The sequence below is a fragment of the Rhodoplanes tepidamans genome (assembly GCF_030813915.1).
Lineage (GTDB): Bacteria > Pseudomonadota > Alphaproteobacteria > Rhizobiales > Xanthobacteraceae > Rhodoplanes > Rhodoplanes tepidamans.
This window is the reverse complement of the sequence record NZ_JAUSUJ010000004.1, coordinates 251878-273932: the sequence shown is the minus strand read 5'-3', so window position 1 is coordinate 273932 and position 22055 is coordinate 251878. Positions and strand designations below refer to the sequence as shown.

The 22055-nt window shown below is 69.4% G+C and carries 17 protein-coding genes; 7 read left to right on the top strand and 10 right to left on the bottom strand.

The window, feature by feature from the left end:
- Positions 1–11: 11 nt before the first annotated feature.
- Both J2S22_RS07255 and J2S22_RS07250 read right to left on the bottom strand, forming a co-directional pair.
- Positions 12–1505 (bottom strand): ABC transporter ATP-binding protein, encoded by a 1494-nt coding sequence (locus tag J2S22_RS07255; protein WP_272775170.1) that lies wholly within the window; start codon positions 1503–1505, stop codon positions 12–14.
- Positions 1495–2325 carry an ABC transporter permease gene (locus tag J2S22_RS07250; protein WP_272775171.1) on the bottom strand — a complete coding sequence of 277 codons (831 nt, stop codon included), beginning with the start codon at positions 2323–2325 and terminating at the stop codon, positions 1495–1497. Before J2S22_RS07250 ends, J2S22_RS07255 begins: the two co-directional genes overlap by 11 nt.
- 178 nt (positions 2326–2503) lie before the next feature.
- On the opposite strand from J2S22_RS07250, the gene J2S22_RS07245 reads away from it, so the two are divergent.
- The 3 genes from J2S22_RS07245 (at position 2504) to J2S22_RS07235 (ending at position 9332) form a co-directional block, all read left to right on the top strand.
- On the top strand, positions 2504–6886 hold the full coding sequence (locus J2S22_RS07245) for a glycosyltransferase (protein ID WP_272775172.1): 4383 nt from the start codon (positions 2504–2506) through the stop codon (positions 6884–6886).
- Positions 6887–6987: 101 nt separating this feature from the next.
- Positions 6988–8025: a GHMP family kinase ATP-binding protein gene (locus tag J2S22_RS07240; RefSeq protein WP_272840342.1), complete on the top strand. Its 1038-nt coding sequence runs from the start codon at positions 6988–6990 to the stop codon at positions 8023–8025.
- Positions 8019–9332, top strand: coding sequence for a sugar phosphate nucleotidyltransferase (locus tag J2S22_RS07235; RefSeq protein ID WP_272775174.1), 1314 nt, complete (start codon positions 8019–8021; stop codon positions 9330–9332). The genes J2S22_RS07240 and J2S22_RS07235 overlap by 7 nt, the downstream gene beginning before the upstream one ends.
- A 97-nt stretch (positions 9333–9429) precedes the next feature.
- On the opposite strand, the gene J2S22_RS07230 is transcribed toward J2S22_RS07235, so the two are convergent.
- Together J2S22_RS07230 and J2S22_RS07225 are read right to left on the bottom strand one after the other, a co-directional pair.
- Positions 9430–10314 (bottom strand): methyltransferase domain-containing protein, encoded by an 885-nt coding sequence (locus J2S22_RS07230; RefSeq protein ID WP_272775175.1) that lies wholly within the window; start codon positions 10312–10314, stop codon positions 9430–9432.
- A gap of 175 nt (positions 10315–10489) precedes the next feature.
- Positions 10490–11857 carry a sulfotransferase family protein gene (locus J2S22_RS07225; protein WP_272775176.1) on the bottom strand — a complete coding sequence of 456 codons (1368 nt, stop codon included), beginning with the start codon at positions 11855–11857 and terminating at the stop codon, positions 10490–10492.
- A 158-nt stretch (positions 11858–12015) separates the two neighbouring features.
- Here J2S22_RS07225 and J2S22_RS07220 point away from each other — a divergent pair, with 158 nt between their 5' ends.
- Together J2S22_RS07220 and J2S22_RS07215 are read left to right on the top strand one after the other, a co-directional pair.
- Positions 12016–12420 carry a GtrA family protein gene (locus J2S22_RS07220; protein ID WP_272775177.1) on the top strand — a complete coding sequence of 135 codons (405 nt, stop codon included), beginning with the start codon at positions 12016–12018 and terminating at the stop codon, positions 12418–12420.
- Between the two features lie 142 nt (positions 12421–12562).
- The gene (locus tag J2S22_RS07215; RefSeq protein ID WP_272775178.1) at positions 12563–13612 is read left to right on the top strand and encodes a glycosyltransferase family 2 protein; all 1050 of its coding nucleotides are present in this window, start codon (positions 12563–12565) and stop codon (positions 13610–13612) included.
- A 159-nt stretch (positions 13613–13771) separates the two neighbouring features.
- On the opposite strand, the gene J2S22_RS07210 is transcribed toward J2S22_RS07215, so the two are convergent.
- Genes J2S22_RS07210 through J2S22_RS07195 form a run of 4 tightly spaced genes read right to left on the bottom strand, consistent with a single transcriptional unit; the run spans position 13772 to position 18045 of the window.
- Positions 13772–15277: a hypothetical protein gene (locus J2S22_RS07210; protein ID WP_272775179.1), complete on the bottom strand. Its 1506-nt coding sequence runs from the start codon at positions 15275–15277 to the stop codon at positions 13772–13774.
- Between the two features lie 52 nt (positions 15278–15329).
- Positions 15330–16289 (bottom strand): transketolase family protein, encoded by a 960-nt coding sequence (locus J2S22_RS07205; RefSeq protein ID WP_272775180.1) that lies wholly within the window; start codon positions 16287–16289, stop codon positions 15330–15332.
- A complete protein-coding gene (locus J2S22_RS07200) occupies positions 16286–17125 on the bottom strand; it encodes a transketolase (RefSeq protein WP_272775181.1) in 840 nt (279 codons plus the stop codon). The genes J2S22_RS07205 and J2S22_RS07200 overlap by 4 nt, the downstream gene beginning before the upstream one ends.
- Before the next feature lie 17 nt (positions 17126–17142).
- A complete protein-coding gene (locus J2S22_RS07195) occupies positions 17143–18045 on the bottom strand; it encodes an NAD-dependent epimerase/dehydratase family protein (protein ID WP_272775182.1) in 903 nt (300 codons plus the stop codon).
- 169 nt (positions 18046–18214) lie between these two features.
- Here J2S22_RS07195 and J2S22_RS07190 point away from each other — a divergent pair, with 169 nt between their 5' ends.
- Positions 18215–19165 (top strand): sulfotransferase family protein, encoded by a 951-nt coding sequence (locus J2S22_RS07190; protein WP_272775183.1) that lies wholly within the window; start codon positions 18215–18217, stop codon positions 19163–19165.
- The gene (locus tag J2S22_RS07185) at positions 19155–20066 is read left to right on the top strand and encodes a phosphotransferase family protein (protein WP_272775184.1); all 912 of its coding nucleotides are present in this window, start codon (positions 19155–19157) and stop codon (positions 20064–20066) included. The genes J2S22_RS07190 and J2S22_RS07185 overlap by 11 nt, the downstream gene beginning before the upstream one ends.
- A 28-nt stretch (positions 20067–20094) precedes the next feature.
- Here the strand turns inward: J2S22_RS07185 and rfbG are convergent, their stop codons facing one another.
- Entirely contained in the window at positions 20095–21171 is a 1077-nt protein-coding gene (rfbG, locus tag J2S22_RS07180) for a CDP-glucose 4,6-dehydratase (protein WP_272775185.1), read from the bottom strand.
- Positions 21156–21926 (bottom strand): glucose-1-phosphate cytidylyltransferase, encoded by a 771-nt coding sequence (gene rfbF, locus J2S22_RS07175; protein WP_272775186.1) that lies wholly within the window; start codon positions 21924–21926, stop codon positions 21156–21158. Before rfbF ends, rfbG begins: the two co-directional genes overlap by 16 nt.
- Positions 21927–22055 lie beyond the last annotated feature (129 nt).

Below are 22055 nucleotides of genomic sequence, written 5' to 3'. Positions count from 1 at the left end.
TGCTCCGGTCGTCAGGAAATCGGGCTCTCGTCGATCGTCACATAGGGGATCATTCCCATGTCGACGACCCCGAGCGCCACCGGTTCCGGAGTCGGGAGAACGCGCGTGACCACGACGTCGATGAGGCGGTGAAGATAGTAGCGCTCTCCGTCGACGGTGCCGACGACCCCGGCGTTCCAGAAATAGGTTCCCGGGAGCAGCTGGCACTGAAACTCGAAACGCACATGGGCGGTGGTCCCGGGACGGACGAGCGGGGTCCGAAGGCTCTTGTTGAACAGGGTCGAGGCGCCGGCCAGGCCCTGCCCGTGCAGGGTCTTGAGATAGGTCGAGAAGCCGACGCTCTCGGCCCGGCACGAGAAGTCGACGTCGTACGCGACGACGTAGCGCCGGCCCGTCATCAGCACGTTGACGGCCTCGCCCCGCATCGTCGTGACCCGCACGTCCCGGATCAGGGCCCCGCGCTGCTCGACGTCGACCATGGACTGCGATCGCAGCCCGGGATCGTAGAACTCGGCACCTGAGGGCGCGGCGGCCGGAATGACCGGGGCGTCGGGCGCGGGGGCCGTGGCCGCCGCCGGTCTCGGCGCGTCGGCGGGCGGCGGTGCCGCCGCCTCGGCCGCCGGCGGGTCGTGCGGCGGAGCGGGCGTCGCCGCGGCCCCATCCGGCGGCGCCACCGGATCGAGGTGCATCGCCAGGATGGCGGCGCGGATATCCGGCGCGATCTCGGGACTCGCGTTGACCAGCCGCTGATACTGGACCGTCACGGTCTTCGGCTGCCCGTCGAGGATCAGCTCGCCGCGATCGACGAGCAGCGCCCGCGAGCAGAGCTGGACCACCAGCTGGGCCGAGTGGCTGACGAACAGGATGGTGGCGCCGCGCTCCTGGATCTGCTCGAGGCGGGCGAAGCACTTGCGCTGGAACGCCTCGTCGCCGACGGCGAGGGCCTCGTCGACGACCAGGATGTCGGGATCGACGTTGATGGCGGTCGCGAAGGCGAGCCGCACATACATGCCCGACGAGTAGGTCTTCACCGGCTGGTCGATGAAGGCACCGATGTCGGCGAAGCCGGCGATGGCGTCGAAGCGCTCGTCGATCTCGGCGCGCGACAGGCCGAGAATGGCGCCGTTGAGATAGACGTTCTCGCGGCCCGTGAAGGCCGGATTGAAGCCGGCGCCGAGTTCGAGCAGCGCGGCGACGCGGCCGTTCACCTCGACGCTGCCGGCGTTCGGCCGCAGCGTGCCGCAGACGATCTGCAGCAGCGTCGACTTGCCCGATCCGTTGCGGCCGACGATGCCGACCGTCTCGCCGCGGCGGACGTCGAACGAGACGCCGCCGAGCGCGGCGAACTCGCGGTAGTAGCGCCGCGGCGGCCGACCGGCGAGTCGCTGCAGGCGCGGCACGATCGACTGCTTGAGCCGGTCCTGCGGCCGGTCGAACAGCAGGAAGTGCTTGGAGATGTCGCGCACCCGGATGGCGACGTCGCCGCGGGTCGCGTCAGAGGACATCGGCGAATCCCTTGCGGGTCTTCTGGAACCACAGCAGGCCGAGCGCCGCGACGATGCCGGCGGTCACCGAATAGAGCGCCAAGGCGGTCCAGTCGGGCGGGTGCCCCCAGATCAGCACGTTGCGGGCCTCCTCGACCGGGAGGACGATCGGGTTGAGCACCTGGATCGGGCGGGTCCATGCCGGCAGGGCGCTGGCCGGAAAGAAGATCGGCGACAGGAACATCATCGCCGTCAACAGCGGCGCGATGATCTGGGCGATGTCGCGGATATAGACTCCGAGGGCCGACAGGAACCAGGACAGCCCGAGGATCAGGACGAGATAAGGCACGAGCACGAGCGGCAGGAGAAGCGCGGTGGCGGGCAGGCCGCCTTGGATCGCGACGATGAAGACGATCAGAACGGCCAGCCTGATCGCCGTGTCGAACAGCGTCGAGCCGACCGCCACCATGGGCAGGATCGCCAGCGGGAAGACGATCTTCTTCACGTAGTTGACGTTCTCCAACACGAGCCGCGGCGCGCGCGTGATCACGTCGGCGAAGAGCTGGAACACGGTCATTCCGGTGAACAGGATGACGGCGAACTCGGCCGTCGAGTGATCGCCGCCGTCGTCGGCCGTGGGCCAGCGCGACTTGAACACGGTGCCGAACACGAAGGTGAAGACGGCGAGCATGAACAGCGGCGTCAGGAGAGACCAGACGAGGCCGAGAGCCGAGTCGCGGTATCGCGCCGCCACCTCGCGCTGCGCGAGCTGAACGGCGAGCCGGACCCGCGCCAGCACCTGTGACGCCAGCAGGTGTAACCGGGCAGGCTGACTTGCCACCCCGAAGCCTCCTCGAAGATGTCCATGCATGCGCGGCCTGCTTACCACGCGGCCCGGACCGAACCAAGCGAGCGACGCAGGCCGGAAAGGTTGCGGGGAGGGGACGGGTTGCGTAAAGACGGGGCGCGCGGCTCCGGCCTCCGAATGCGTCGGACAGCCGTGCCCGCGGGGCTGAATTATGGTTGAATTGTCAGGCCTTGTCTCGGAAGAGCTCGGACCCGGCCGGGTGTCGCCCGAAGGCCTGCCGGCCGCGCGCGAGTCGGCGGCGCCGGAGCGCCGGAGGATCGCGGTCCTGGTGGCCGGCATGCACCGCAGCGGGACCTCCGCCGTGGCCCGCCTGCTCAACCTGCTCGGGTGCGATCTGCCGAAGACCCTGATGCCGGCCGGGATCGGCAACGAGGCCGGGCACTGGGAATCGATCGCCGTCTCGGTCCTGAACGACGCCATCCTGGCGGCACACGGAGCGACCTGGGACGACTGGCGCGCCATCGATCCCGGCTGGTTCGAGACGACGGACGCCAGGGCGTTCCGGAGCCGGTGCCTCGAGGTGCTGGCGGAGGAGTTCGGCGCCAGCCCGCTTTTCGTCCTGAAGGATCCCCGGCTGTGTCGGCTGCTGCCGTTGTGGCTGCCGGTGCTGGAGACGGCAGCGATCGAGCCGCGGGTCGTGATCCCGGTCCGCAATCCGTTCGACGTCGCCGCGTCCCTGCAGGCCCGCAACGAGATGGAGCCCGGGTTCGCGCAGCTTCTCTGGTTGCGGCACGCGCTGGATGCGGAGTTCGGGTCGCGCGGGGTAGCGAGGGTCTTCGTCCGTTACGACGAGGTCTTGGGGGACTGGCGGGCGTCGGTGTCCAGCCTGGGGGCCGCGCTCGATCTGTCGTGGCCCCGGGACGTCGAGGAGGTCGCGTCCGACGTGGCGGCGTTCCTCCGACCGTCGCTGCGCCATCACGACGTTCCGGATTCCGCCGTCTTGGACGACCAGACGGTGGCCGGATGGATCCGCGAGACCTTCGCGATTCTCGACGCGGCCTGCCGCGATCGGCATCGTCCCTTGGACACGGCCGCGCTGGATCGCGTCAGGACCGCGCTCGGAGAGGCCGATCCACTGTTCCGGCCCGTCGTCGAGCGGGCCAGAGAGGACGTCCGGCGAGCTGTGGCGCACGCCGAGGCCCTGAGTGCCGAGGCCGGCACCGTCCGCGCACAGTGCGCCGAGCTCGAGGCGGCGATCCGGAGCAGCGAGCAGGAGCTGGTGTCGGAACGCGAGTTCGTTCGCGAGCGCGAGCGCGAGATCCTGGCGCTGCGGGGAGACGTCGAGCGACGGGACCTCGTGATCGCGGAGCGCGAGAAGATGCTCGCGGCCGCGAGTGATCTCGTCGCGCAATGTAACCTGAGCCTGTCGGAGCAGAGGGCCGTCCTCTCGGAACGCGACAGCACGATCGCTCGCCTGGAAGCTGCTCTTGCCCACCGGGAAGCGGCGCTCGCCCAGCGCGAAGCCGCGCTGGCGCAGCGCGACACCGCGCTTGCGCAGCGAGACACCGCGGTCGCTCAGCGCGATACCGCCGTCACCCAGCGCGACGCGGCCGTCAGCGAGCACGAGATCCGGCTTTCCCTGCGCGAGGACGACCTGCAGCAGGCGCGGCAGCGGGGGGCCGAGCTGGAGCGCGCCCTCGCGGAGCGGGAGAGTGCCTTCGCCCTCGAGCGCCGGGAACGTGACGCCGAGATCGCCGGCCTTCGCGAGGACGTCGAAGGTCTTCGCCGGCAGCGGAACGTGGACGCGCAGGTCAGCGAATCGGAGCTGGCGCGCCGGGCGGAGACCATCGCGACGCTCGAGGCCACCGTGATCGCCCTGCGGTCCTCCACGTCCTGGCGCATCACCGCACCGTTGCGGTTCGTGCGGCGCATGGCGGGCCGGGTCGGCTCGCGGCCCGCGTTCCCGCCGGCCCGCGCCGCGGGTCGGACCGCAGCAGAGCGCAGGCTGATGTCCGGCGCGGGCGGGTCCAGGGCGACGCTCCGGCGTCTCGCCGAAGCCGTGCTGCCGAAACGCCTCGTGGATCGCGTCGTGACCTGGAGAGTGGCGCGGACGATCGTCGTCCCGTCCGGCCTCTTCGACAGCGAGTGGTACCTGGCCCGGAATCCCGACGTGCGGACGAAAGGCGCCGATCCGGTCCGGCATTATCTCGTCCACGGCTGGCGGGAGGGCCGTGACCCGCATCCGCAGTTCAGCACCAGCGGCTATCTGGATCGCTATCTGGACGTCCGGATGGCGGGCTCGAACCCGCTGGTGCACTACCTCCTGCACGGGCGTGCCGAGGGGCGCTCGCCCCGGCCGGATGTCTGGCGCCCTCCGTCGTCCCTCCCCTCCGGCGACGGCGCCCGGCCGCCGCTGTCCGAGCCGCCGGATCGGACCGGGAGCGTCGAGCGGCGCCCCGGGACCGCCTCCACGGGCCTTGCCGGAGCAGCGAAGGCACGGGCCTTGCGGTACATCGTCGCCCGCCACGGCGGCGACTCGGCGGCCGCGTATGGCGACCTCTTCGATGCGGCCGCGGGCGAGGCCGGCGACCGTGAGGCCGACCTCGAGCGGCGCCTGCTGGCGCGCGCCCGCAGCGCGGCGCAACGTGCGTCGGCGGCGGAGCCCGAGGTGTCCGTCGTCGTTCCGATGTTCGACAACGTTCTCGTGACGCTCGCCTGCGCCGTTTCGGTTCTCGAGGTCGGCAGCCGCAGGCCGTTCGAGCTGGTGATCGCCGACGACTGCTCCCCCGACGCCCGCGCCGAGCTGTTCGGAACGATCGGCGGCTGCGTCCGTCACGTGCGTCAGGCGACGAATCTCGGATTTCTCCGGAACTGCAATCGCGCCGCGGCGGAGACGCGCGGAGCCTGTCTGGTCTTCCTCAACAACGACACGCTGGTCCTGCCCGGATGGCTCGATGCGCTGATCGACCTCCTCGACGAACACGCCGATGTCGGCCTCGTCGGATCGAAGCTGCTCAACGCCGACGCCACGCTGCAGGAGGCGGGGGGAATCTTCTGGCGGGACGGCTCGGCCTGGAACTACGGGCGCGGACAGGAACCCGGGCTCCCGGAATTCAACTACCGGAAGGAGGTCGACTACGTGTCGGGCGCCGCGATGGCGCTTCGCCGCTCCGTCTGGGACCGCCTGTCCGGATTCGACGAGGCCTTCGCTCCGGCCTATTGCGAGGACGCCGACCTCGCCTTCCGGGTCCGCGCCGAGGGGCTCTCGGTGGTCTACCAGCCGCGCTCGGAGGTGTTCCATCTCGAAGGGCTGAGCCACGGTCGCGAGATCGGGACCGGGATCAAGGCGTTTCAGACCGTCAACCAGCGCAAGCTCCACGAGCGGTGGCGTGCCGTCCTGGAGGAGGAGCACTTCGACAGCGGAACGGACGTCGTTCTCGCACGCGACCGCTCCCGGAACCGCGTCCGCATTCTCGTCGTCGACCATTATGTCCCGCAGTGGGACCGGGACGCCGGGTCCCGCACGATGCATGGTTTCATGAAGATGCTGGTCGAGCGCGGGTTTCATGTGGCGTTCTGGCCCGACAATCTTCACGAGGATCCGGAGTACACGCCCGCTCTTCAGGATCTCGGCGTCGAGGTGATCTACTCGGCGAGCTATCGGAACCGTTTTCCCGAGTGGTTTGCCGAAAGGGCAGGCCACACCCGCTACGTCCTGCTCAGCCGTCCGCACGTCGCGGAGAAGTACATCGGCGAGGTCAAGCAGCATCCCGGCGTGAAGGTCCTGTACTACGGGCATGATCTCCATCACCGTCGGATGGCCGGCGAGTATCGGCTCGAGCCGAGCGAGAGCCTGATGGCCGACATCGAAGCCATGAGGGATTGCGAGTACGGCATCGTCCGTCGGGCCGACGTCTCGCTCTATCCGTCGCAGGAGGAGGTCGACGTCCTCCGGGCTGCGCTGCCTTCCGGTGTCAGGGTCGAGCCGGTGCCGGCCTACGTGTTCGACGAGGCAGACCTGGCCGCAGGAGCCGCGGCCCTCGACCGGCACATGGAGCGCGGCACGGCGGAGCTGCTTTTCGTGGGGGGCTACCGACACGGCCCGAATGTCGATGCGGTCCTCTGGTTCGCCGAAGCGGTGATGCCAGAGTTGCGGAGGATCGCGACCGGCGTGCGGTTTCACATCGTCGGCTCCAACGTTCCGGCGGCCGTGGCCGCGCTCGCCGGGCCCGACATCGTGGTGCATGGTCGGGTCAGCGACGACGCGCTGACCCGACTGTATGCCGAGGCCGATCTCGTCGTGGCTCCGCTGAGGTTCGGCGGCGGTGTGAAGGGAAAGGTCGTCGAGGCGATGGCGAAGGGACGACCGATCGCGACGACATCTATCGGTGCACAGGGAATCGACGATCCCGAGGCGATGCTGTTCCTCGGCGAGGACGCCGGGAGCTTCGCCTCGGCGGTCCGGCATGCGCTCGCGGATCGCGACGAGGCCGTACGTCGGGCTCGCCGCGGACTCGACTTCGTCCGCCGACACTATACGGCGGAGGCGGTCGCCGCGTCCTTCGCCTCGTTCATGCCCGAACTGTCGGTGTGACGGAACGGGGCGAGGCGCGCGACGGCAGGACCCGATCGGAGGTTCAGGATGGGCGGGAGAGTCGGTACCGGTGCTCGAGGCGCCGACGGGAGGAAGAGACCTTGAGTTCCGGCCCCGTGATCCGTGCGCGTGCGCCGCTCCGGCTGGGGTTTGCCGGCGGCGGCACCGACGTCTCGCCGTTCTGTGACGAGCACGGCGGTCTGGTGATGAACGCGACGGTCAAGCTCTACGCCTACGCCTATCTCACCTCGTCGTCCGACGATTGCCTGCGTTTCGATGCCGCGGACATCGACGAATGCTTCACGGGGCCCGCGGTCGCCGAGGTTCCCCTTCAGGGGACGTCCCTTCTGCACAAGGGCGTCTACAATCGCATGGTCCGCCAGTTCAACGGCGGGCAGGCGCTGCCGGTCGAGGTGCGCACGACCGTGGACGTGCCGGCCGGTTCCGGGCTCGGATCGTCGTCGACGCTCGTCGTGGCACTGGTCGAGGCCTTCCGGAACTACCTCAATCTGCCGCTCGGCGAGTACGACATCGCCCGGCTCGCCTTCGAGATCGAGCGCGAGGAGATCGGGCTGTCCGGCGGCCGTCAGGATCAGTACGCCGCCGCCTTCGGCGGATTCAACTTCATGGAGTTCTCGGCCGGCGATCGCGTCGTCATCAATCCCCTGCGGATCAAGCCGACGACGCTCTGGGAGCTCGAGAGCTCGATCGTCCTCTGCTACACGGGCAAGTCACGATCGTCGGCGGAGATCATCGATCGCCAGATCCGCAACATGAGGACGGACCACAAGGCGTCGATCGAGAGCCTGCTGTTGCTGCGGCAGGAGGCGATCGACATGAAGGAGGCCATCCTCAAGGGCGAGATCCGAAAGGTGGGCGAAGCGCTGCATCGCGGATGGCTCGCCAAGCAGAAGACGGCGCCCGGCATCAGCACGGACCGGATCGCGACGCTGATCGAGGCCGCACTCGCAGCCGGCGCCTATGCCGGAAAGGTCTCGGGTGCGGGCGGCGGCGGCTTCGTGATGCTTCTCTCGGATCCTCCGCGACGGCACGAGGTGGTCCGGGCCCTCGCGGAACTCGGCGGGGTCGTCCTCCCGTGCAACTTCACGAGCTCCGGCGTCGAAAGCTGGCGATGGTGACCGGCGCGCCTGCGACAGTCCGTGAGCCGATCCGCCAGGCGGTCGTTCTCGTCGGCGGGCGTGGCACCCGGCTCGGCGAGCTCGCGCGGGACGTGCCGAAGCCGCTGCTGCCGATCGACGGCGACCGGGTGTTTCTCGACTACATTCTCGAATCGGTGGCGCGCCACGGCTACTTCGACGTCGTGCTTCTCGCCGGACATCTCGGCGAGCAGGTCGAGAGCCGCTATGCCGGACGCACGCTGCACGGTTCGACGTTGCGGGTTCTGCGGGAGCCGGAGCCGCTCGGCACGGGCGGGGCCCTCACGGTGGCGCGCGCCGTTCTGGACGACGCGTTCCTCATGATGAACGGCGACGCGCTGTTCGACATCAACCTGCGCGCTCTCGAGGCCGAGGCGAGCGTCGACGGTGCCACCGCCACGCTCGCCCTCAAGGCGCTCGACGACACCGGCCGTTACGGCCGGGTGACCGTCGAGGACGGCCGGGTCGTCGCGTTCGTCGAGAAGGACCCCACGGTCCGGGCGCCGGGGACGATCAACGGAGGCATCTACGTGCTTCGCCGCTCCGTGGTCGACCTCGCCGCGCCGCTCCCGTGCTCCATCGAGCGGGACGTGTTCCCCCTGCTGGTCACCCGCGGGGAGGTCCGCGGGCGTGTGTTCGACGACTACTTCATCGATATCGGAACGCCGGAGTCGCTCGCCCGCGGACGTGCGGAGCTGCCGGCCGTACGGGTCCGGCCGGCGGTCTTCCTGGTCCGTGACGCGGTTCTCGATGTCGGTCGCGGCGCCGCGACCCGGGCGGACGATCTCGCCCTCGTCGACGGAGCCGCGGAGGCGGTGCGGCATCTGAACGATCGCGGCTACTTCGTCTTCCTCGTCGACGATCGGCCGGGCATCGCCCGCGGCGATGACATGCACGACGACTCGACGCCGTTCACGCTGGCCCTCCGGGCATGCCTCGCCCGCGCCGGCGCCCATGTCGACGGCGTCTATGCCGCGTCGTGCCAGCGGAGCGGAACGGGCGCGCGTTCGACGATCGAGCAGGACGACGGAGTGTCTGGCGCCGGGCTCCTCCACCGGGCCTTCGCCGAATGGCCGATCGCGCGAGCCGGCTCCTTCCTGGTCGCCGTCAAGCCGGCCGAGGCCGCGGCGGCGGCGCGCGTGGGGCTGCCCGGCGTGCTGTGCGGACGCGGCCGGCTGGATACGATCGTGAAGACGGCACTGGGGACGTCCGGCGGCCGCGCCGGCGCGGGTTGCGCGGCCCCGGGCAGCACGACGGAGAGCATCTCCGATCCGCGCGATGTCTCGTAACCTGCATGCGCTTCGTCGCCTTCACGCGACGGCGTGGCCGGCGGGACACCACGGGCGTATTCGTCTTCGAGCGTGGGCTTGTGAGACCGCGATGCCGTCAGGCCCGTTGTGCAGCCTGCAGGCACAGCGCCCACCTGGTCCGTTCGGCGGCCGTGGCTGCTTCCAGATAGCATCGCGCGCTTTCCAGCCCTGCCGCGATCATCATCGGCCCGAGCCGGCAGCCACGAAGCGCCGCCATGTTCGCCTCGACCGGATACCAGAGCCGGGTGAACATCTGGTCCGTCGTCAGCACCTCGAACGGGCCGTACTCCGCCAGGAACGCCCAGTCCCGGCCCGGCAGTGTCTGGACCGTGAAGCCGGCTCCGGCGAACAGCGCGCGGAGCCCTGCGACCGAATACGACGCCACATGGCCGCGCTCGAACGGGTCGAGATAGGCGTTGTCGCGCTCCACGACGAAGCTCGGCTGCGCCGAGTTGAAGTAGTACACGGCACCGGGATTGGACTTCGCGGCCAAGGCGCCGATCATCTCGGCGAGCGTATCGGGAAACAGATGCTCGATCACCTCGATGCAGACGCCGCCGTCGAATGCCCCGTCGAGATCGTGAACGTGGCCGACGCGATAGTTCCGGTGGGTGGTCCGATACACCTCAGGAGGCGGGAACGGCTCGATCCCGTGGAACACCTCCGACAGCTCGGGCAGCACGACCTCCAGGGCGGTCAACAGGCTGCCGTCGCCCGCACTGACATCGAGGACGCGGGTCAGAGGACGTCGTGCCATCCGGAACAGCTCGGCGATCCGGAGCAGCGACGACCCGAAGGAGCGCTCCCGGGCGGCCGAAAGCTCCGCCTGCCAGTAGCTCTCGTCGTACTTGCGCGAGATGTCCTGTTCGCCGCGGCGCAAGCCAGCCCGATCCGCGACGATCGATCCGCACGCGTCACAAGCGAAATAGTCGACCCCGGCGATCGTGCGGAACAGCGACACTCGGCCCTGCCGGCAAACGTCACAGACACCGCCCATCGCTCGTCCTCCATGAGATCCGCGTCATTCTAGGGTGTTCGGCGGATTCGGGCACCCCTGTGGCCGACGGCGTGTGTCGTATTCGCGGGAACAACGGGAGGCATGCCGGCGCGGCGCGCCCTCGCGCCGGAGTCTCCGATCATCCTGCGACGCGCAGCAGCTCCGGGCCGACCCGCTCGCCGGTGACGGAGTCCTTGACGAACAGCTGAAGCTCGCCGGCCCGCGACAGCAGATCCGCCGGGACGCAGGCCGTCAGCAACGTTCCGCCGCAATCGACCACGGTTTCGAGGTCCCGTCCGCCGAGCTCGATCACGGCATTCGGCCCGGCGTTCTCGGTCCGGAGCCACAGGGCGGAGTCGCCGGTGGGCTGCAGATTGAACGCTTCGCCGATGCGTACGCGGTCCGGACCGAACGAGACGATCCGGAGCGGTCGCTCGATGGCCTTGAGCCGCCCCTCCAGCTTCGCAGCGTGCGTGCGAAGCGCCGAAAGCTCGGCGCTCAACCGGGCACATTCGTCGCTCATCCACTGGTTCGTCGACGGGCGCAGGCTGTCCGCGTACTGCCTGAACGCGCTCTTCAGCGCGCGAAACGCCTGGACGGGCGTCTCGACGCCGGGAACGCGTCCGGAAAGGGCGGCCTGGTAGAGCGTGAACGCGTCTCGAACATGGGCCTCGGGAGACGACAGATTGGCCTCGATGCTGCAGTCTCCGGGGTCGTCGTAGCGCGAGCCGTTGATGCGGCTCCGGAACGGCAGCGTGCAGTTCGAATCGTACGGCTCGCCGACGAAATCGAGGCAACGACGCACCACGGTCTCCGGGTCCCGTTCGATCTCCCCGTGGTCGATCCGCAGCACTCGCTTCGGCCCGAAGGCCATCTCGGCCAAAGCCGCACTGCGGACCAGCCCCGCCCAGGTGTCGTACGCCTCCTGTTCGCGATAGTCGGGTGGTCCACCCGACGCGACCGAGGAGAAATGCATCAGCGAGGTCGCCACGCGCTTCGGGTTACGCAGGATGTGGATGAACTTCGCCCCGGGAAACAGGCGCAGGAGCGGATAGACGAAATGCGAGTTCTCGGGCGTGCCGTCGACCCATCGGCGCTTGGGATCCTGCGGCGCGCGGGCCAGCATGAAGTTGTCGCTCCAGCTGGCCTTGTGCCTCTCGGAGGACGACCGGCGGATGATGCCGTCCCGCGAGCTCTGGACGAGGCCGTCGCAGGCCTGTCCGAACACCTGGTAGAAGTCGCGACGCCGCAGGCCCGCCGCGCCGAGAAACGATCGATCCCCCAGCCCCGACCCGATCTCGTACAGGTAGTCGAGGTCGACGGCGAGCTTGTAGAGGAAATGGGTCTCCTCCAGCGGGAAGATGTTGGGATGCTGGCCGAGCGCCCAGGTGGTGACGCTCGTGGCGGACCGGTAGGACCCGATGATGAAGATCGGGGCGAGCGGGAGCGAGCACGTCGCCGGAAGTTTCGGTTCTTGTCTCGCCCGTTTCGTCCAGAATGCCAGCATGTTACCCTGCAAAACTCCGGCATGGCGGCTGCCGCGAATTAGACATTTTTTGCCGCGTTCGTCCAGGCGGGCAGGGCGCTGACAGGGGATTGCGTGCGATGTTCGGGCTGGCGGCGTCGGACCGTGCCGGGAAGCCGGGGGAAGAGGACCGCGCCGCCGTGTGGACGGCGTCCCCCCGCTTCCTCCGCTTTCTCGTCGTGGGGGTGCTCAACACGGCGGTGGGATACGGGCTCTTCGCGGCGATCTATCTCGCCACCGGGCGGCATCGCGTCGCCATCGTGATCGCCACCGTGCTCGGCGTCGTCTTCAACTTCTTCTCGACCGGGCGGCTGGTGTTCGGGTCGCGGCGGCTGCGCGCCTTCGTGCCGTTCGTGCTGGGCTACGTCGTCACCTGCGGGCTCAACATCCTGCTGGTCGACGGCCTGCTGCTCGCCGGGGTGTCGCCCGTGCTGGGCCAGCTCGTCGCGCTTCCGCCGGTGGTTCTCCTGTCCTACCAGATCAACCACCGGCTGGTGTTCCGGACGGCCGGCCGGAGCGCGCCGCCGGCTCCCGGGGCCCCCTGACCGGCCGCCCCGCCGGCACCTGATCCCGTCGCCCGCGGCGCCGCGCCCGCGCCGGGCGGCGCGGCGATGCCGATTCGGCGCTTCCCATCGCCGGCCCGAGCCGGCATGGTGCGGCCGACCCGAACCGACCCGAAAGCCCGCCATGCCGGACCGCGAGACCTCCGCAGTCGAGACCTCCACCGTCAAGACCATCACGGTCGTGACGCCCTGCTACAACGAGGAGCAGAACGTCCGCGACTGCTGGGAGGCCGTGAAGGCGCTGTTCGACGGCCCGCTCGCCGGCTACCGGCGCGAGCACATCTTCTGCGACAACGCCTCGACCGACGGCACGCTGGCGATCCTCAGGGAGATCGCGGCCGCGGACGCCGGCGTGCGGATCATCGTCAACGCGCGCAACTTCGGGCCGCTGAAGAACACCTACAACGGCGTGATGGCGAGCTCCGGCGACGCCGTGCTGCTGTTCCTGCCGGCCGACCTGCAGGATCCGCCCGAGCTGCTGCCCGAGTTCGTCGCCCTGTGGGAGCAGGGCTACGACATCGTCTACGGCATCCGGGCGACGCGCGAGGAGGGGCGGGTGATGCGCTCCCTCCGCCATCTTTACTATCGGGTGCTCACCAGCTTCTCCGAGGTGAAGGTGCCGCCCGGCGTCGGCGACTTCCAGCTCGTCGATCGCCGCGTGATCGACTCGATGCGGCGGGTGCGCGACGGCTACCCGTTCATGCGGATGATGACGTTCGAGTGCGGCGGCCGCGCCGTCGGCATCCCCTACACCTGGCGGGCCCGCAGGAAGGGCTTCTCCAAGAACCGCATGTCGTCGCTGATCGACCAGGGCCTCAACGGCCTCGTCTCGTTCACCACGGCGCCGCTGCGGCTCGCCCTGTTCGTCGGCTTCGCGCTGGCCACCATGAGCCTCGTCTACGCGGTCACCAACCTGATCATCGGCCTCGCCTTCTACCAGCAGCTCGCCGAGCCCGGCATCATGACGCTGATCGTGGCGCTGTTCTTCTTCGGCGGCGTCCAGCTGTTCTTCATGGGCGTGATCGGCGAGTACGTGCTGGCGATCTACGGCCAGGTGCGCGAGAAGCCGGTGGTGTTCGAGCGCGAGCGGATCAACTTCGAGGCGGCGCCTTCGTCCGGGCGACCAATGCATGGAGATCCGCGCGGGGCTGCTCCGCCATTCGACCTGCACTGACGCGGACCGTCCTCACGCTCGACCAGTCTTGCACCGGCCCTGGTCGCTGACCCCGCTGCCTCGGACAGCGACACGTCATCCCGAGGTGCTCGCCACCGATCTCGGGTTTACCCGAGATGAGCGTCAAGCATCGCGGGGTCATGCGTACCATGTGCACTCTCAACGGTCCTTGGCGAGGCCGCCGAGAGTGGAGTCCATCGGACCAGCCGTGCCGCAGTCGATCCGTCCTCGTGTGCTCCGGACATAGGCGAGCCAGTATGCCGCGACATCGAAATTGGGATGAAAGGAGATTCGCTTCCGGGGCTCGATGAGGCTCGGCAGCTCTTGACGACGGGCATCCAGATCGTCGTCCGAGACACACGCCAGAAGCTTCGCCCGCTCCCACCCGGATACATAGTCCCGCATGTCCCTTTCGAGAAGCGTATTTCGAGAGAAGACCAGCGCGGCGAGCACGGCAAGCAGGAACGCAAGCGACCAGGTGACCGCGTTCGACAGGGAGGTCGTCCGGGCGATCCGATTCAAGCCGAGGATGAACGATGCTCCCGCTCCGCCGAGAAATACGAACGAAAGGCGCGTGTCGACGAACATGCAGAAAACGAAGGCCTGGCACCAGTTCTGATACTTCTCGACGATGGCGACCGGTGCCGTGACCATCATGGCGGCAAGAAGGAAGATCGCCACCAGGACGAAATATCGAGGTCGAGCGCCGCCGTCGTTCGCTTCGGAGCGCAAGACCAGTCGCGCGACGCCGAGCGTCGAAAACGATACGATCGCTACGGACATCCAATTCCAGTCGGACGGGCCGCCGCCGCCCCGCCGGTACTCATCGAGCATCCGCGTGATCGTGCCCGGCGCCGAGCCGCCAAACATGTGCCCGAGCATCGTCTTGAAGAAGGGAATGCCGATCAGCGAAGGCGAAAGCTGGTTTCCCTCGTAACTGGAGGGATGCGCCGCTCGGAACACGGCATAGACCAGGACCACCCCGACCAAGGGGGCGATATCGGCCCATGTCGAGCGGCTCCGAAGCCGCCCCAGGACGGCGAGCCGAAGGCCGACACGTTCCGAATCCTGCACGACAGCCCAGGACTTTTCCACGAACAGCAAGGCAATGCAGAAGGCGAACGCCTTTTCATTGAAGATCGCGCCGGCGCCCATCAGGGCCAGCATCGGCCACTCCGATCGGGTCGTTTCCTCTCGACGCCGGTGCAGAAGAACAATCCTGGAGAGGATGATCGCCGCGATCGGGACGGAGATGTGGAACGGGTAGGAGTTCGGCGGGAGATGATAATAATCCAGCGCATGGTGAGAAACGAGAAGCAGGGCGGTGACGAGGCCGAGGTGGCCCCCCCCGAGCAGGGAGACGTAATATCCGAAGAGATAGAATGTAGAATAGTAAAGTCCTGTATAAAGGACCCTGAAAGCATAAAAATCTACGAAGGGAGCCGACAGCACCGATAGGCCGACGTCCAGGTAGTGGCCGATCCGGCCTTGTGCAGCCGCCGCGCCGCGCGTGAACTCCCACGCCTTCCGGAAACCTCCCAGGCCGACCTGATGGTACAGCACGTCATCGGCCGTCAGGCGATATCCGGCCAGGAACAGATGGACGCTGAAAAATGTAATAACCAGCAAAAGCGCCCAGCTCGACCAATAACAGGTTTTCGACATCCTGGACGCTCCCTGAGTCGAGACCTCTGGCCGCGTGCGCGACCGAAGCGGCTTACGGTGGCCGGCCTTCTCGTGCGGGACCTTCGGGGCTGCGGACCGCGGCGCGAATCCGGTCGGCGATGGCGGCGGGCGAGAGGCCGGCCGCCGCCAGCAGGGCGTCGCGGTCGCCGGCGACGCAGCCCTTGCCGGGATCGGTCTCCGGCACCGCGAGCGTCAGCAGCGGCGGGTGGCCGGGCTCGCCGATCAGCACGGCCGCCACCTCGCGGCCGAAGCCGCCGCGGGCGATGTGCTCCTCGATGGTCACCACCAGCCGCACGCCGGCCGCCGCCGCGACAATGCCGTCGCGGTCGAGCGGCTTCAGGCACGGCACGCTGAGCACCCGTGCGGAGACGCCACGCTCCGCCAGAAGATCGGCCGCCGCCAGGGCGGCGCGCGCCACCGGGCCGCTCGCCAGGATCGCCACGTCGGACCCGTCGCGCAGCGGGCGTACCCGGCGCACGTCGCCGATCGGGCGCGGGTCGAGCACCGGCTCGCCGGCGCGGCTGAGCCGGAGATAGGCCGGCTTGCCGGAGGCGGCGACGGCGGCGACGATCGCCCGCACCTCGGCCGGATCGCTCGGCACGAACACCTCGATGCCGGGCAGCACCGCCATCACGGCGACGTCCTCCAGGGCGTGGTGGGTGTAGCCCTGGCTGCCATAGGCGTAGCCGCCGCCGACCGACACCACCTTCACGTCGGCGCCGTGATAGCAGACGTCGTTGCGCAGCTGCTCCAGGCAGCGCAACGTCGGGAAGTTGCCGATCGAGTAGACGAACACGGTGTTGCCGCTCATCCCGAGCCCGGCCGCGATGCCGGCCATGTTCTGCTCGGCGACGCCGACGTTGAGGTAGCGGCCCGGATGCTTCTCGGCGAAGCGCTCCAGCACCGAGAAGCCGAGGTCGCCGTTGAGCAGCCAGATGCGCGGATCGCGCGCCGCGATCTCCTCCAGGGTCGCCACGAAGGTGTTTCTCATGACCCGAGGATCTCCGCGACGGCCTGCGCCAGCTGCTCGGCCGACGGCGACTTGTAGTGCCACTCCAGCCGGTCTTCCATGAAGCTCACGCCGCGCCCCTTGACCGTGTGGGCGATCACGACGCGCGGCTTCTCCGGATCCGGCGGGGCGCCGAGCGCGCCCTCGAGCGCGCCGAGGTCGTGGCCGTCGACCTCGACGGTGCGCCAGCCGAAGGCGCGCCACTTGTCGGCGAAGGGCGCGAGGTCGAGCACCTCGTCGACCCGGCCGAAGCTCTGGATCTTGTTGTGGTCGACGATCACGGTGAGGTTGGTCAGCCGGTGATGCGGGGCGAACAGGATCGCCTCCCAGTTCGAGCCCTCGTCGCACTCGCCGTCGCTGAGCAGGCAGACGACGCGGCTCGGCCGGCCGGCGGCGCGCGCCGCGAGCGCCAGCCCGGTGGCGATCGGCAGGCCGTGGCCGAGCGAGCCGGTCGACACCTCGACGCCCGGGATCGCGTGGCTGACATGGCCCGTGAAGGGCGAGCCGTTGCGGCTGTAGTCGTCGAGCAGCGCCGGCGGGAAGAAGCCGCGCTCGGCGAGCGCCGCGTAGAGGATCGCGGCGGCGTGGCCCTTGCTCAGCACGAAGCGGTCGCGGTCGGGATCGTCCGGCCGGGTCGGATCGAGCCGCAGCACGCGGGTGTAGAGCACGGCCAGGACGTCGGCCATCGAGAAGCAGCTGCCGATGTGCGAGGCGTTCGCCCGGTGCACCATGCGCAGCGCATGGACGCGGATGCGCCGGGCGAACTCGGCCGGATCCATGGTGTTGTCGCGCGGGCTCTCGGGCATCGTGTCGGGCATGGTGTCTGCGGGCTCTGTCAGGCGTGGGCCGCCACGGCCTCGGCGAGGCCGCGGCGCAGGTCGACCTCGGGACGCCAGCCGAGCGCGACGAGGCGCGCGATGTCGGCCTGCAGCAGCATCACCTGGTCGGGCCGGTACGGCACCTCGCCGAAGCCGAGCTCGACCGTGGGGTCGATCAGGTCGCGCAGCGTCAGGATGGTGTCGCGCAGCGGCGGCGCGTCGGGGCTGCCGACGTTGAAGACGCCGTGCGCGGTGTCGGATTCGAGCACGGTGCGGAACGCCGCGGCGGCGTCGCGGGCGTGCAGGAAGCCCCAGCGCTGCTCGCCGCGGGTCAGCGCCATGCGCTCGCGCCGCTTCAGCTTGCCGATCAGGTCGGAGATCAGCCAGCCCGGATTGTCGCCGGCGCCGTAGGTGGAGAAGACGCGAAGCCAGGCGAAGCGCACGTCGCGCAGCGCGGCGAGCCGGTCCGCCATCGCGCCGGCGGCGAGCTTCGCATGGCCGTAGAGCGTGGTCGGCCGGGTCGGGTCGGTCTCGCGGATGACGTGGTCGCACGGGCCGTACTCGGCCTGCGAGCCGGCGCCGACGAAGATGCGCGCCCCGGCGTCCGCCGCGAGGGCGAGGAGGTCGACCGTGGTGCCGACATTGCGGGCCTGGCGCGGCGCGTTGCGGTCCACGTTGCCGACGCCGTCCCAGCCGAGATGCGCGATCGCGTCGGGCCGCACCGTCGTGAGATGCCGGTTCAGAGCGGCCCGGTCCTCGAGCGTCGCATGGACGACGCGGAGGCGGTCCATCAGCCCGGCGAGGCGCGGCGCCTGCGAGCCCGGGCGCAGCAGCGCCACCACCTCGTGCCCACGCGCGACGAGGTCGGCGGCCAGATGGGAGCCGAGAAAGCCGCTCGCGCCGGTGACCAGGACACGCATGATGCACCGCTTAGAGAAGCCCGGACGGCGCGTCAACGGCGGGGCGGCCGATGGCCGTGGTCCCGCCGGCGGGCATGGCCGCCCTGCGCCCGAGGCCGGCCTTGATCATCGCGGCCCGCCCCAGTAAGCCAGGGGCGCGGTGGCGCAAAGGATTTCGGGGCACGCGGACATGAGCGACTTTCGTCTGGCAATGATCTCGGCCGGCTTCGAGCACGGCGGGAACGTCACCCATCGTCATTTCGACGGGCATCCCGACCTGCTCGTCTATCCCTTCGAATCCCAGCTCGGGAACCGCAACTTCAACGACTTCCTCGCCTCGGTCGAGCGCGTGCAGTACCGCTATCCCGAGTTCCCGGAGGGACTGACGGCGGTCGAGCTTTACGAGCAGATCATCGACGAGGAGATGAAGACCTTCCTGCGCAAGCGGAACGGCTCCAAGTTCAAGGACGCCGACCTGGTGATGGACGAGAAGAACCGGATCGCCGAGTTCGCCCGCCTCGTCGGCGAGCCGCCGATCTTCCGCCGCCAGGTCGTCGAGGCCTTCTTCCGCTCGACCTTCACGGCCTGGGAGAACTACTACACAAGGCCGCGGCCCGGAATGGTCCACATGGGTTACTCGCCGGCGATCGGCATCGACGCCGACCGGATGGTGCGCGACTTCCCCGACATCCGCATCCTGCACATCGTGCGCAATCCCTTCTCGGCCTACCGGGACACCAAGCGCCGGCCGTTCCCGCAGCCGCTGTCGAAATACCTGATCACCTGGAACATCTACCACTCCACCGTGGAGATGTTCGCCAGGATGCATCCGAACAACGTCCGTGTCCTGCGCTACGAGGATCTGGTCGACGACAAGCGTCGCTTCATGACCGACGCCGCGGCGTTCATCGGCGTGCCGTTCGCCGAGACCATGCTGTATCCGAGCTGGAACGGCGTCGAGATCAAGGAGAGCATCGCGCCCTGGGGCACCGTGCTGAAGAGCACGAAGGACTACAACCGGGCCGTCATCCAGGAGCTCTCGGACGCGGAGCGCCGGCAGATCGCCCAGGGCACGGCGGCGCTGGCGCGCCATTTCGGCTACGACAGGATCGACTATCTCGCCGAGCTCTATGCTCAGTAAGCTCGCCTTCTTCGAGGCGGGCGCGCCGGCGCCGTCGGCAGGACCCGGGCAGGACGAGGCGCTTCGTGCCGCCATCGCCCGGCAGCTCGGGCAGGGCGGCCGGCCCGTCCGCGTCGTCCCGGCCTCCGGCGGAACGCTCGGCGTCTGCTGCCATGTCGAGGTCGGCGCCGAGCGGCTGTTCCTGAAGACGCATCTCCCGAGCGCGGCGGCGCGGGCCAATCTCGCCAAGGAGGGCGAGATCCTGCGCCGCCTCTACGGCACCGCCGTCCTGCGCGACGCCGTGGAGGTCGTCGTGCCCGGAGAGGCCGCACGGCTGTGCCTCGTGATGGCGGAGCTCGCGCCGCGCACCGCGCCGATGCCGCCGGCCGACGCGGCCGCGCTGGTCCGGGATTTTTCCCAGATGCTCGCCGGCTGGCGTCCGGCCGGCCTGCCGGACGACTGGACCATCGAACACTACGTCGCCCATGGCGAGCGGGCCGTGGCGCGGCTCGAAGGGCAGGGCTTCCTCACGTCGCCGACCGCCGCGGCGGTCGCGGGCCTTCTCGCGCAGCTGCGGGCGGCGCTCGAGGGCCTGCCGCGGGTGCTGTGCCACGGCGATCTCGGCCCCAAGAACCTGATGACCGACGGCTCGCGACCGGTGGCGATCGACTGGGAGGACGCCTTCTGGGGCGTGCCCGGCTACGATTATCTGTACTGGCTGACCTTCATCGAGAACCGGCCGCACCTCTCGGGCGCCGCCTTCGGCCGCACCGGGCTCGGCGCGCCGCTGGAGCGCGCGATCCTGGCGCTCGTGGTGCTGCTGAAGTCCGAGCTGTCGGTGCGCTCGGGCGCCCATCTCCGCCACGCCGTGCCGATCGAGGCCCGCATGGCCGAGGTGCTGGCGCTTCCGGCGGCGTCCTGACGAGTCACCGCGAGCCGCCGAGCGCCGTCTACCGCGCGGACGCCAGCACGCCGGCGATCTGCCCCAGCGTGACGGCGCGCATGTCGGCGCCGCCATCGAGCGCCTTGTACCAGTCGACGACCATGCCGAGCGCCGCGTCGAGGCCGACGAGCGGGCGCCAGCCGAGCCGCGTGGTCGCCTTGGTGCAGTCGAGCTTCAGGAGATGGGCCTCGTGCGGATGCTCGCCGGGATCCTGCTCCCAGGCCGCCCGGCCTCTCCACAGCCGCACCAGCGTGTCGGCGATCTGCGCGACCGGAACCTCGCTCGCCGCACCGGGGCCGAAGTTCCAGGCGTCGGCCGTGCCGTCGACCCCTGCGGCGAGCCGCTCGGCGAGGCGGAGATAGCCGATCACCGGGTCGAGCACGTGCTGCCACGGACGGATCGACAGCGGATTGCGGATGCGCAGCGGCCGGCCGGCCCGGAACGCCCGGATCGCGTCCGGCACCAGCCGGTCGCGGGCGAAGTCGCCGCCGCCGATGACGTTGCCGGCCCGCACCGTGGCGACGCGGGCCGCGCCTTCGCCACCGAAGAAGCTGCGCCGGTACGCGTCGGCGACCAGCTCGGCGCAGCCCTTGCTGTTGCTGTAGGGATCGTGGCCGCCGAGCCGGTCGATCTCGCGATAGCCCCACACCCAGCCGACGTTCTCGTAGCACTTGTCGCTGGTGACGACGAGCACGGCCTCGACGTCCGGCGCGTGACGGACCGCCTCGAGCACGTTGACGGTGCCCATCACGTTGGTGGCGTAGGTGCCGACCGGATCGTCGTAGGAGAGGCGGACCAGCGACTGCGCCGCCATGTGGACGACGATCTGCGGGCGTGCCGCGGCGACGGCGTCGCGCACCGTGGCGAGGTCGCGGATGTCGCCGATGCGGTGCCGCATGCCGCCGGCGAGCCCGGCCGCCACGAACAGCCCCTCGTCGGTCTCGGGCGGCAGCGCGAGGCCGGTGACCTCCGCCCCCATCGACCCGAGCAGAAGCGACGCCCAGGCGCCCTTGAAGCCCGTATGGCCGGTGATCAGGACGCGGCGCCCGGCCCAGAACGCCGGATCGATCACCACATCCTCCATTTCGCGGTTCCGCTCGCCCACTCGCCCTCCAGGAAGGTGCGGTCGCGCAGCGTGTCCATCGGATGCCAGAAGCCGCGATGCGTGTAGGCGCGCAGCTGGTCGGTCTTGGCCAGCGTCTCCATCGGCTCGCGCTCCCACACGGTGTCGTCGCCGGCGATCAGCTCGCCGACCCGCGGCGACAGCAGGAAGAAGCCGCCGTTGATCCAGCCGCCGTCGTCGTCCGGCTTCTCGGCGAAGGCGGTGACCCGGTCGCCGTCGATCGACACGGCGCCGAACCGCTTGGCCGGCCGCACCACCGTCACGGTGGCGAGCCGGCCGTGGCCGCGGTGGAAGGCGATCTCGGCGTCGAGGTCGATGTCGGCGACGCCGTCGCCGTAGGTGAGCGCGAACACCTCCTCGTCGGCGACGTAGCGCAGCACCCGCTTGAGGCGTCCGCCGGTCTGGGTCGCGTCCCCGGTGTCGACCAGCGTCACCCGCCAGGGCTCGGCGGTCTGCCGGTGGATGTCCATCCGGTTCTCGGCGAGGTGGAAGGTGACGTCCGAGGTGTGCATGAAGTAGTTCGCGAAGAACTCCTTGATCATGTAGCCCTTGTAGCCGAGGCACACGACGAAGTCGTGGAAGCCGAAGCGGCTGTAGATCTTCATGATGTGCCAGAGGATCGGCCGCCCGCCGATCTCGACCATCGGCTTCGGCCGCACCGTGGTCTCCTCGGAGAGGCGGCTGCCGAGCCCGCCCGCCAGGATCACCACCTTCATCGCGCTCACTCCCGGAAGCCCGTCTGCAATCCCGTCCGCGTAGGCCGAGTCCGCCGAACGACGCCTTGCACGTCCTCCTGCCCTCGCGACACCGGAGCGAAAAATTGCGGACATCAATGGGCGTCCGCC

Bases quoted from the DNA above. Each gene is read 5' to 3' on its own strand.
- J2S22_RS07255 (WP_272775170.1), bottom strand. From the start codon at position 1,505: ATGTCCTCTGACGCGACCCGCGGCGACGTCGCCATCCGGGTGCGCGAC.
- J2S22_RS07245 (WP_272775172.1), top strand. From the start codon at position 2,504: ATGGTTGAATTGTCAGGCCTTGTCTCGGAAGAGCTCGGACCCGGCCGG.
- J2S22_RS07235 (WP_272775174.1), top strand. From the start codon at position 8,019: ATGGTGACCGGCGCGCCTGCGACAGTCCGTGAGCCGATCCGCCAGGCG.
- J2S22_RS07225 (WP_272775176.1), bottom strand. From the start codon at position 11,857: ATGCTGGCATTCTGGACGAAACGGGCGAGACAAGAACCGAAACTTCCG.
- J2S22_RS07215 (WP_272775178.1), top strand. From the start codon at position 12,563: ATGCCGGACCGCGAGACCTCCGCAGTCGAGACCTCCACCGTCAAGACC.
- J2S22_RS07210 (WP_272775179.1), bottom strand. From the start codon at position 15,277: ATGTCGAAAACCTGTTATTGGTCGAGCTGGGCGCTTTTGCTGGTTATT.
- J2S22_RS07205 (WP_272775180.1), bottom strand. From the start codon at position 16,289: ATGAGAAACACCTTCGTGGCGACCCTGGAGGAGATCGCGGCGCGCGAT.
- J2S22_RS07200 (WP_272775181.1), bottom strand. From the start codon at position 17,125: ATGCCCGACACGATGCCCGAGAGCCCGCGCGACAACACCATGGATCCG.
- J2S22_RS07195 (WP_272775182.1), bottom strand. From the start codon at position 18,045: ATGCGTGTCCTGGTCACCGGCGCGAGCGGCTTTCTCGGCTCCCATCTG.
- J2S22_RS07190 (WP_272775183.1), top strand. From the start codon at position 18,215: ATGAGCGACTTTCGTCTGGCAATGATCTCGGCCGGCTTCGAGCACGGC.
- J2S22_RS07185 (WP_272775184.1), top strand. From the start codon at position 19,155: ATGCTCAGTAAGCTCGCCTTCTTCGAGGCGGGCGCGCCGGCGCCGTCG.
- rfbG (WP_272775185.1), bottom strand. From the start codon at position 21,171: ATGGAGGATGTGGTGATCGATCCGGCGTTCTGGGCCGGGCGCCGCGTC.
- rfbF (WP_272775186.1), bottom strand. From the start codon at position 21,926: ATGAAGGTGGTGATCCTGGCGGGCGGGCTCGGCAGCCGCCTCTCCGAG.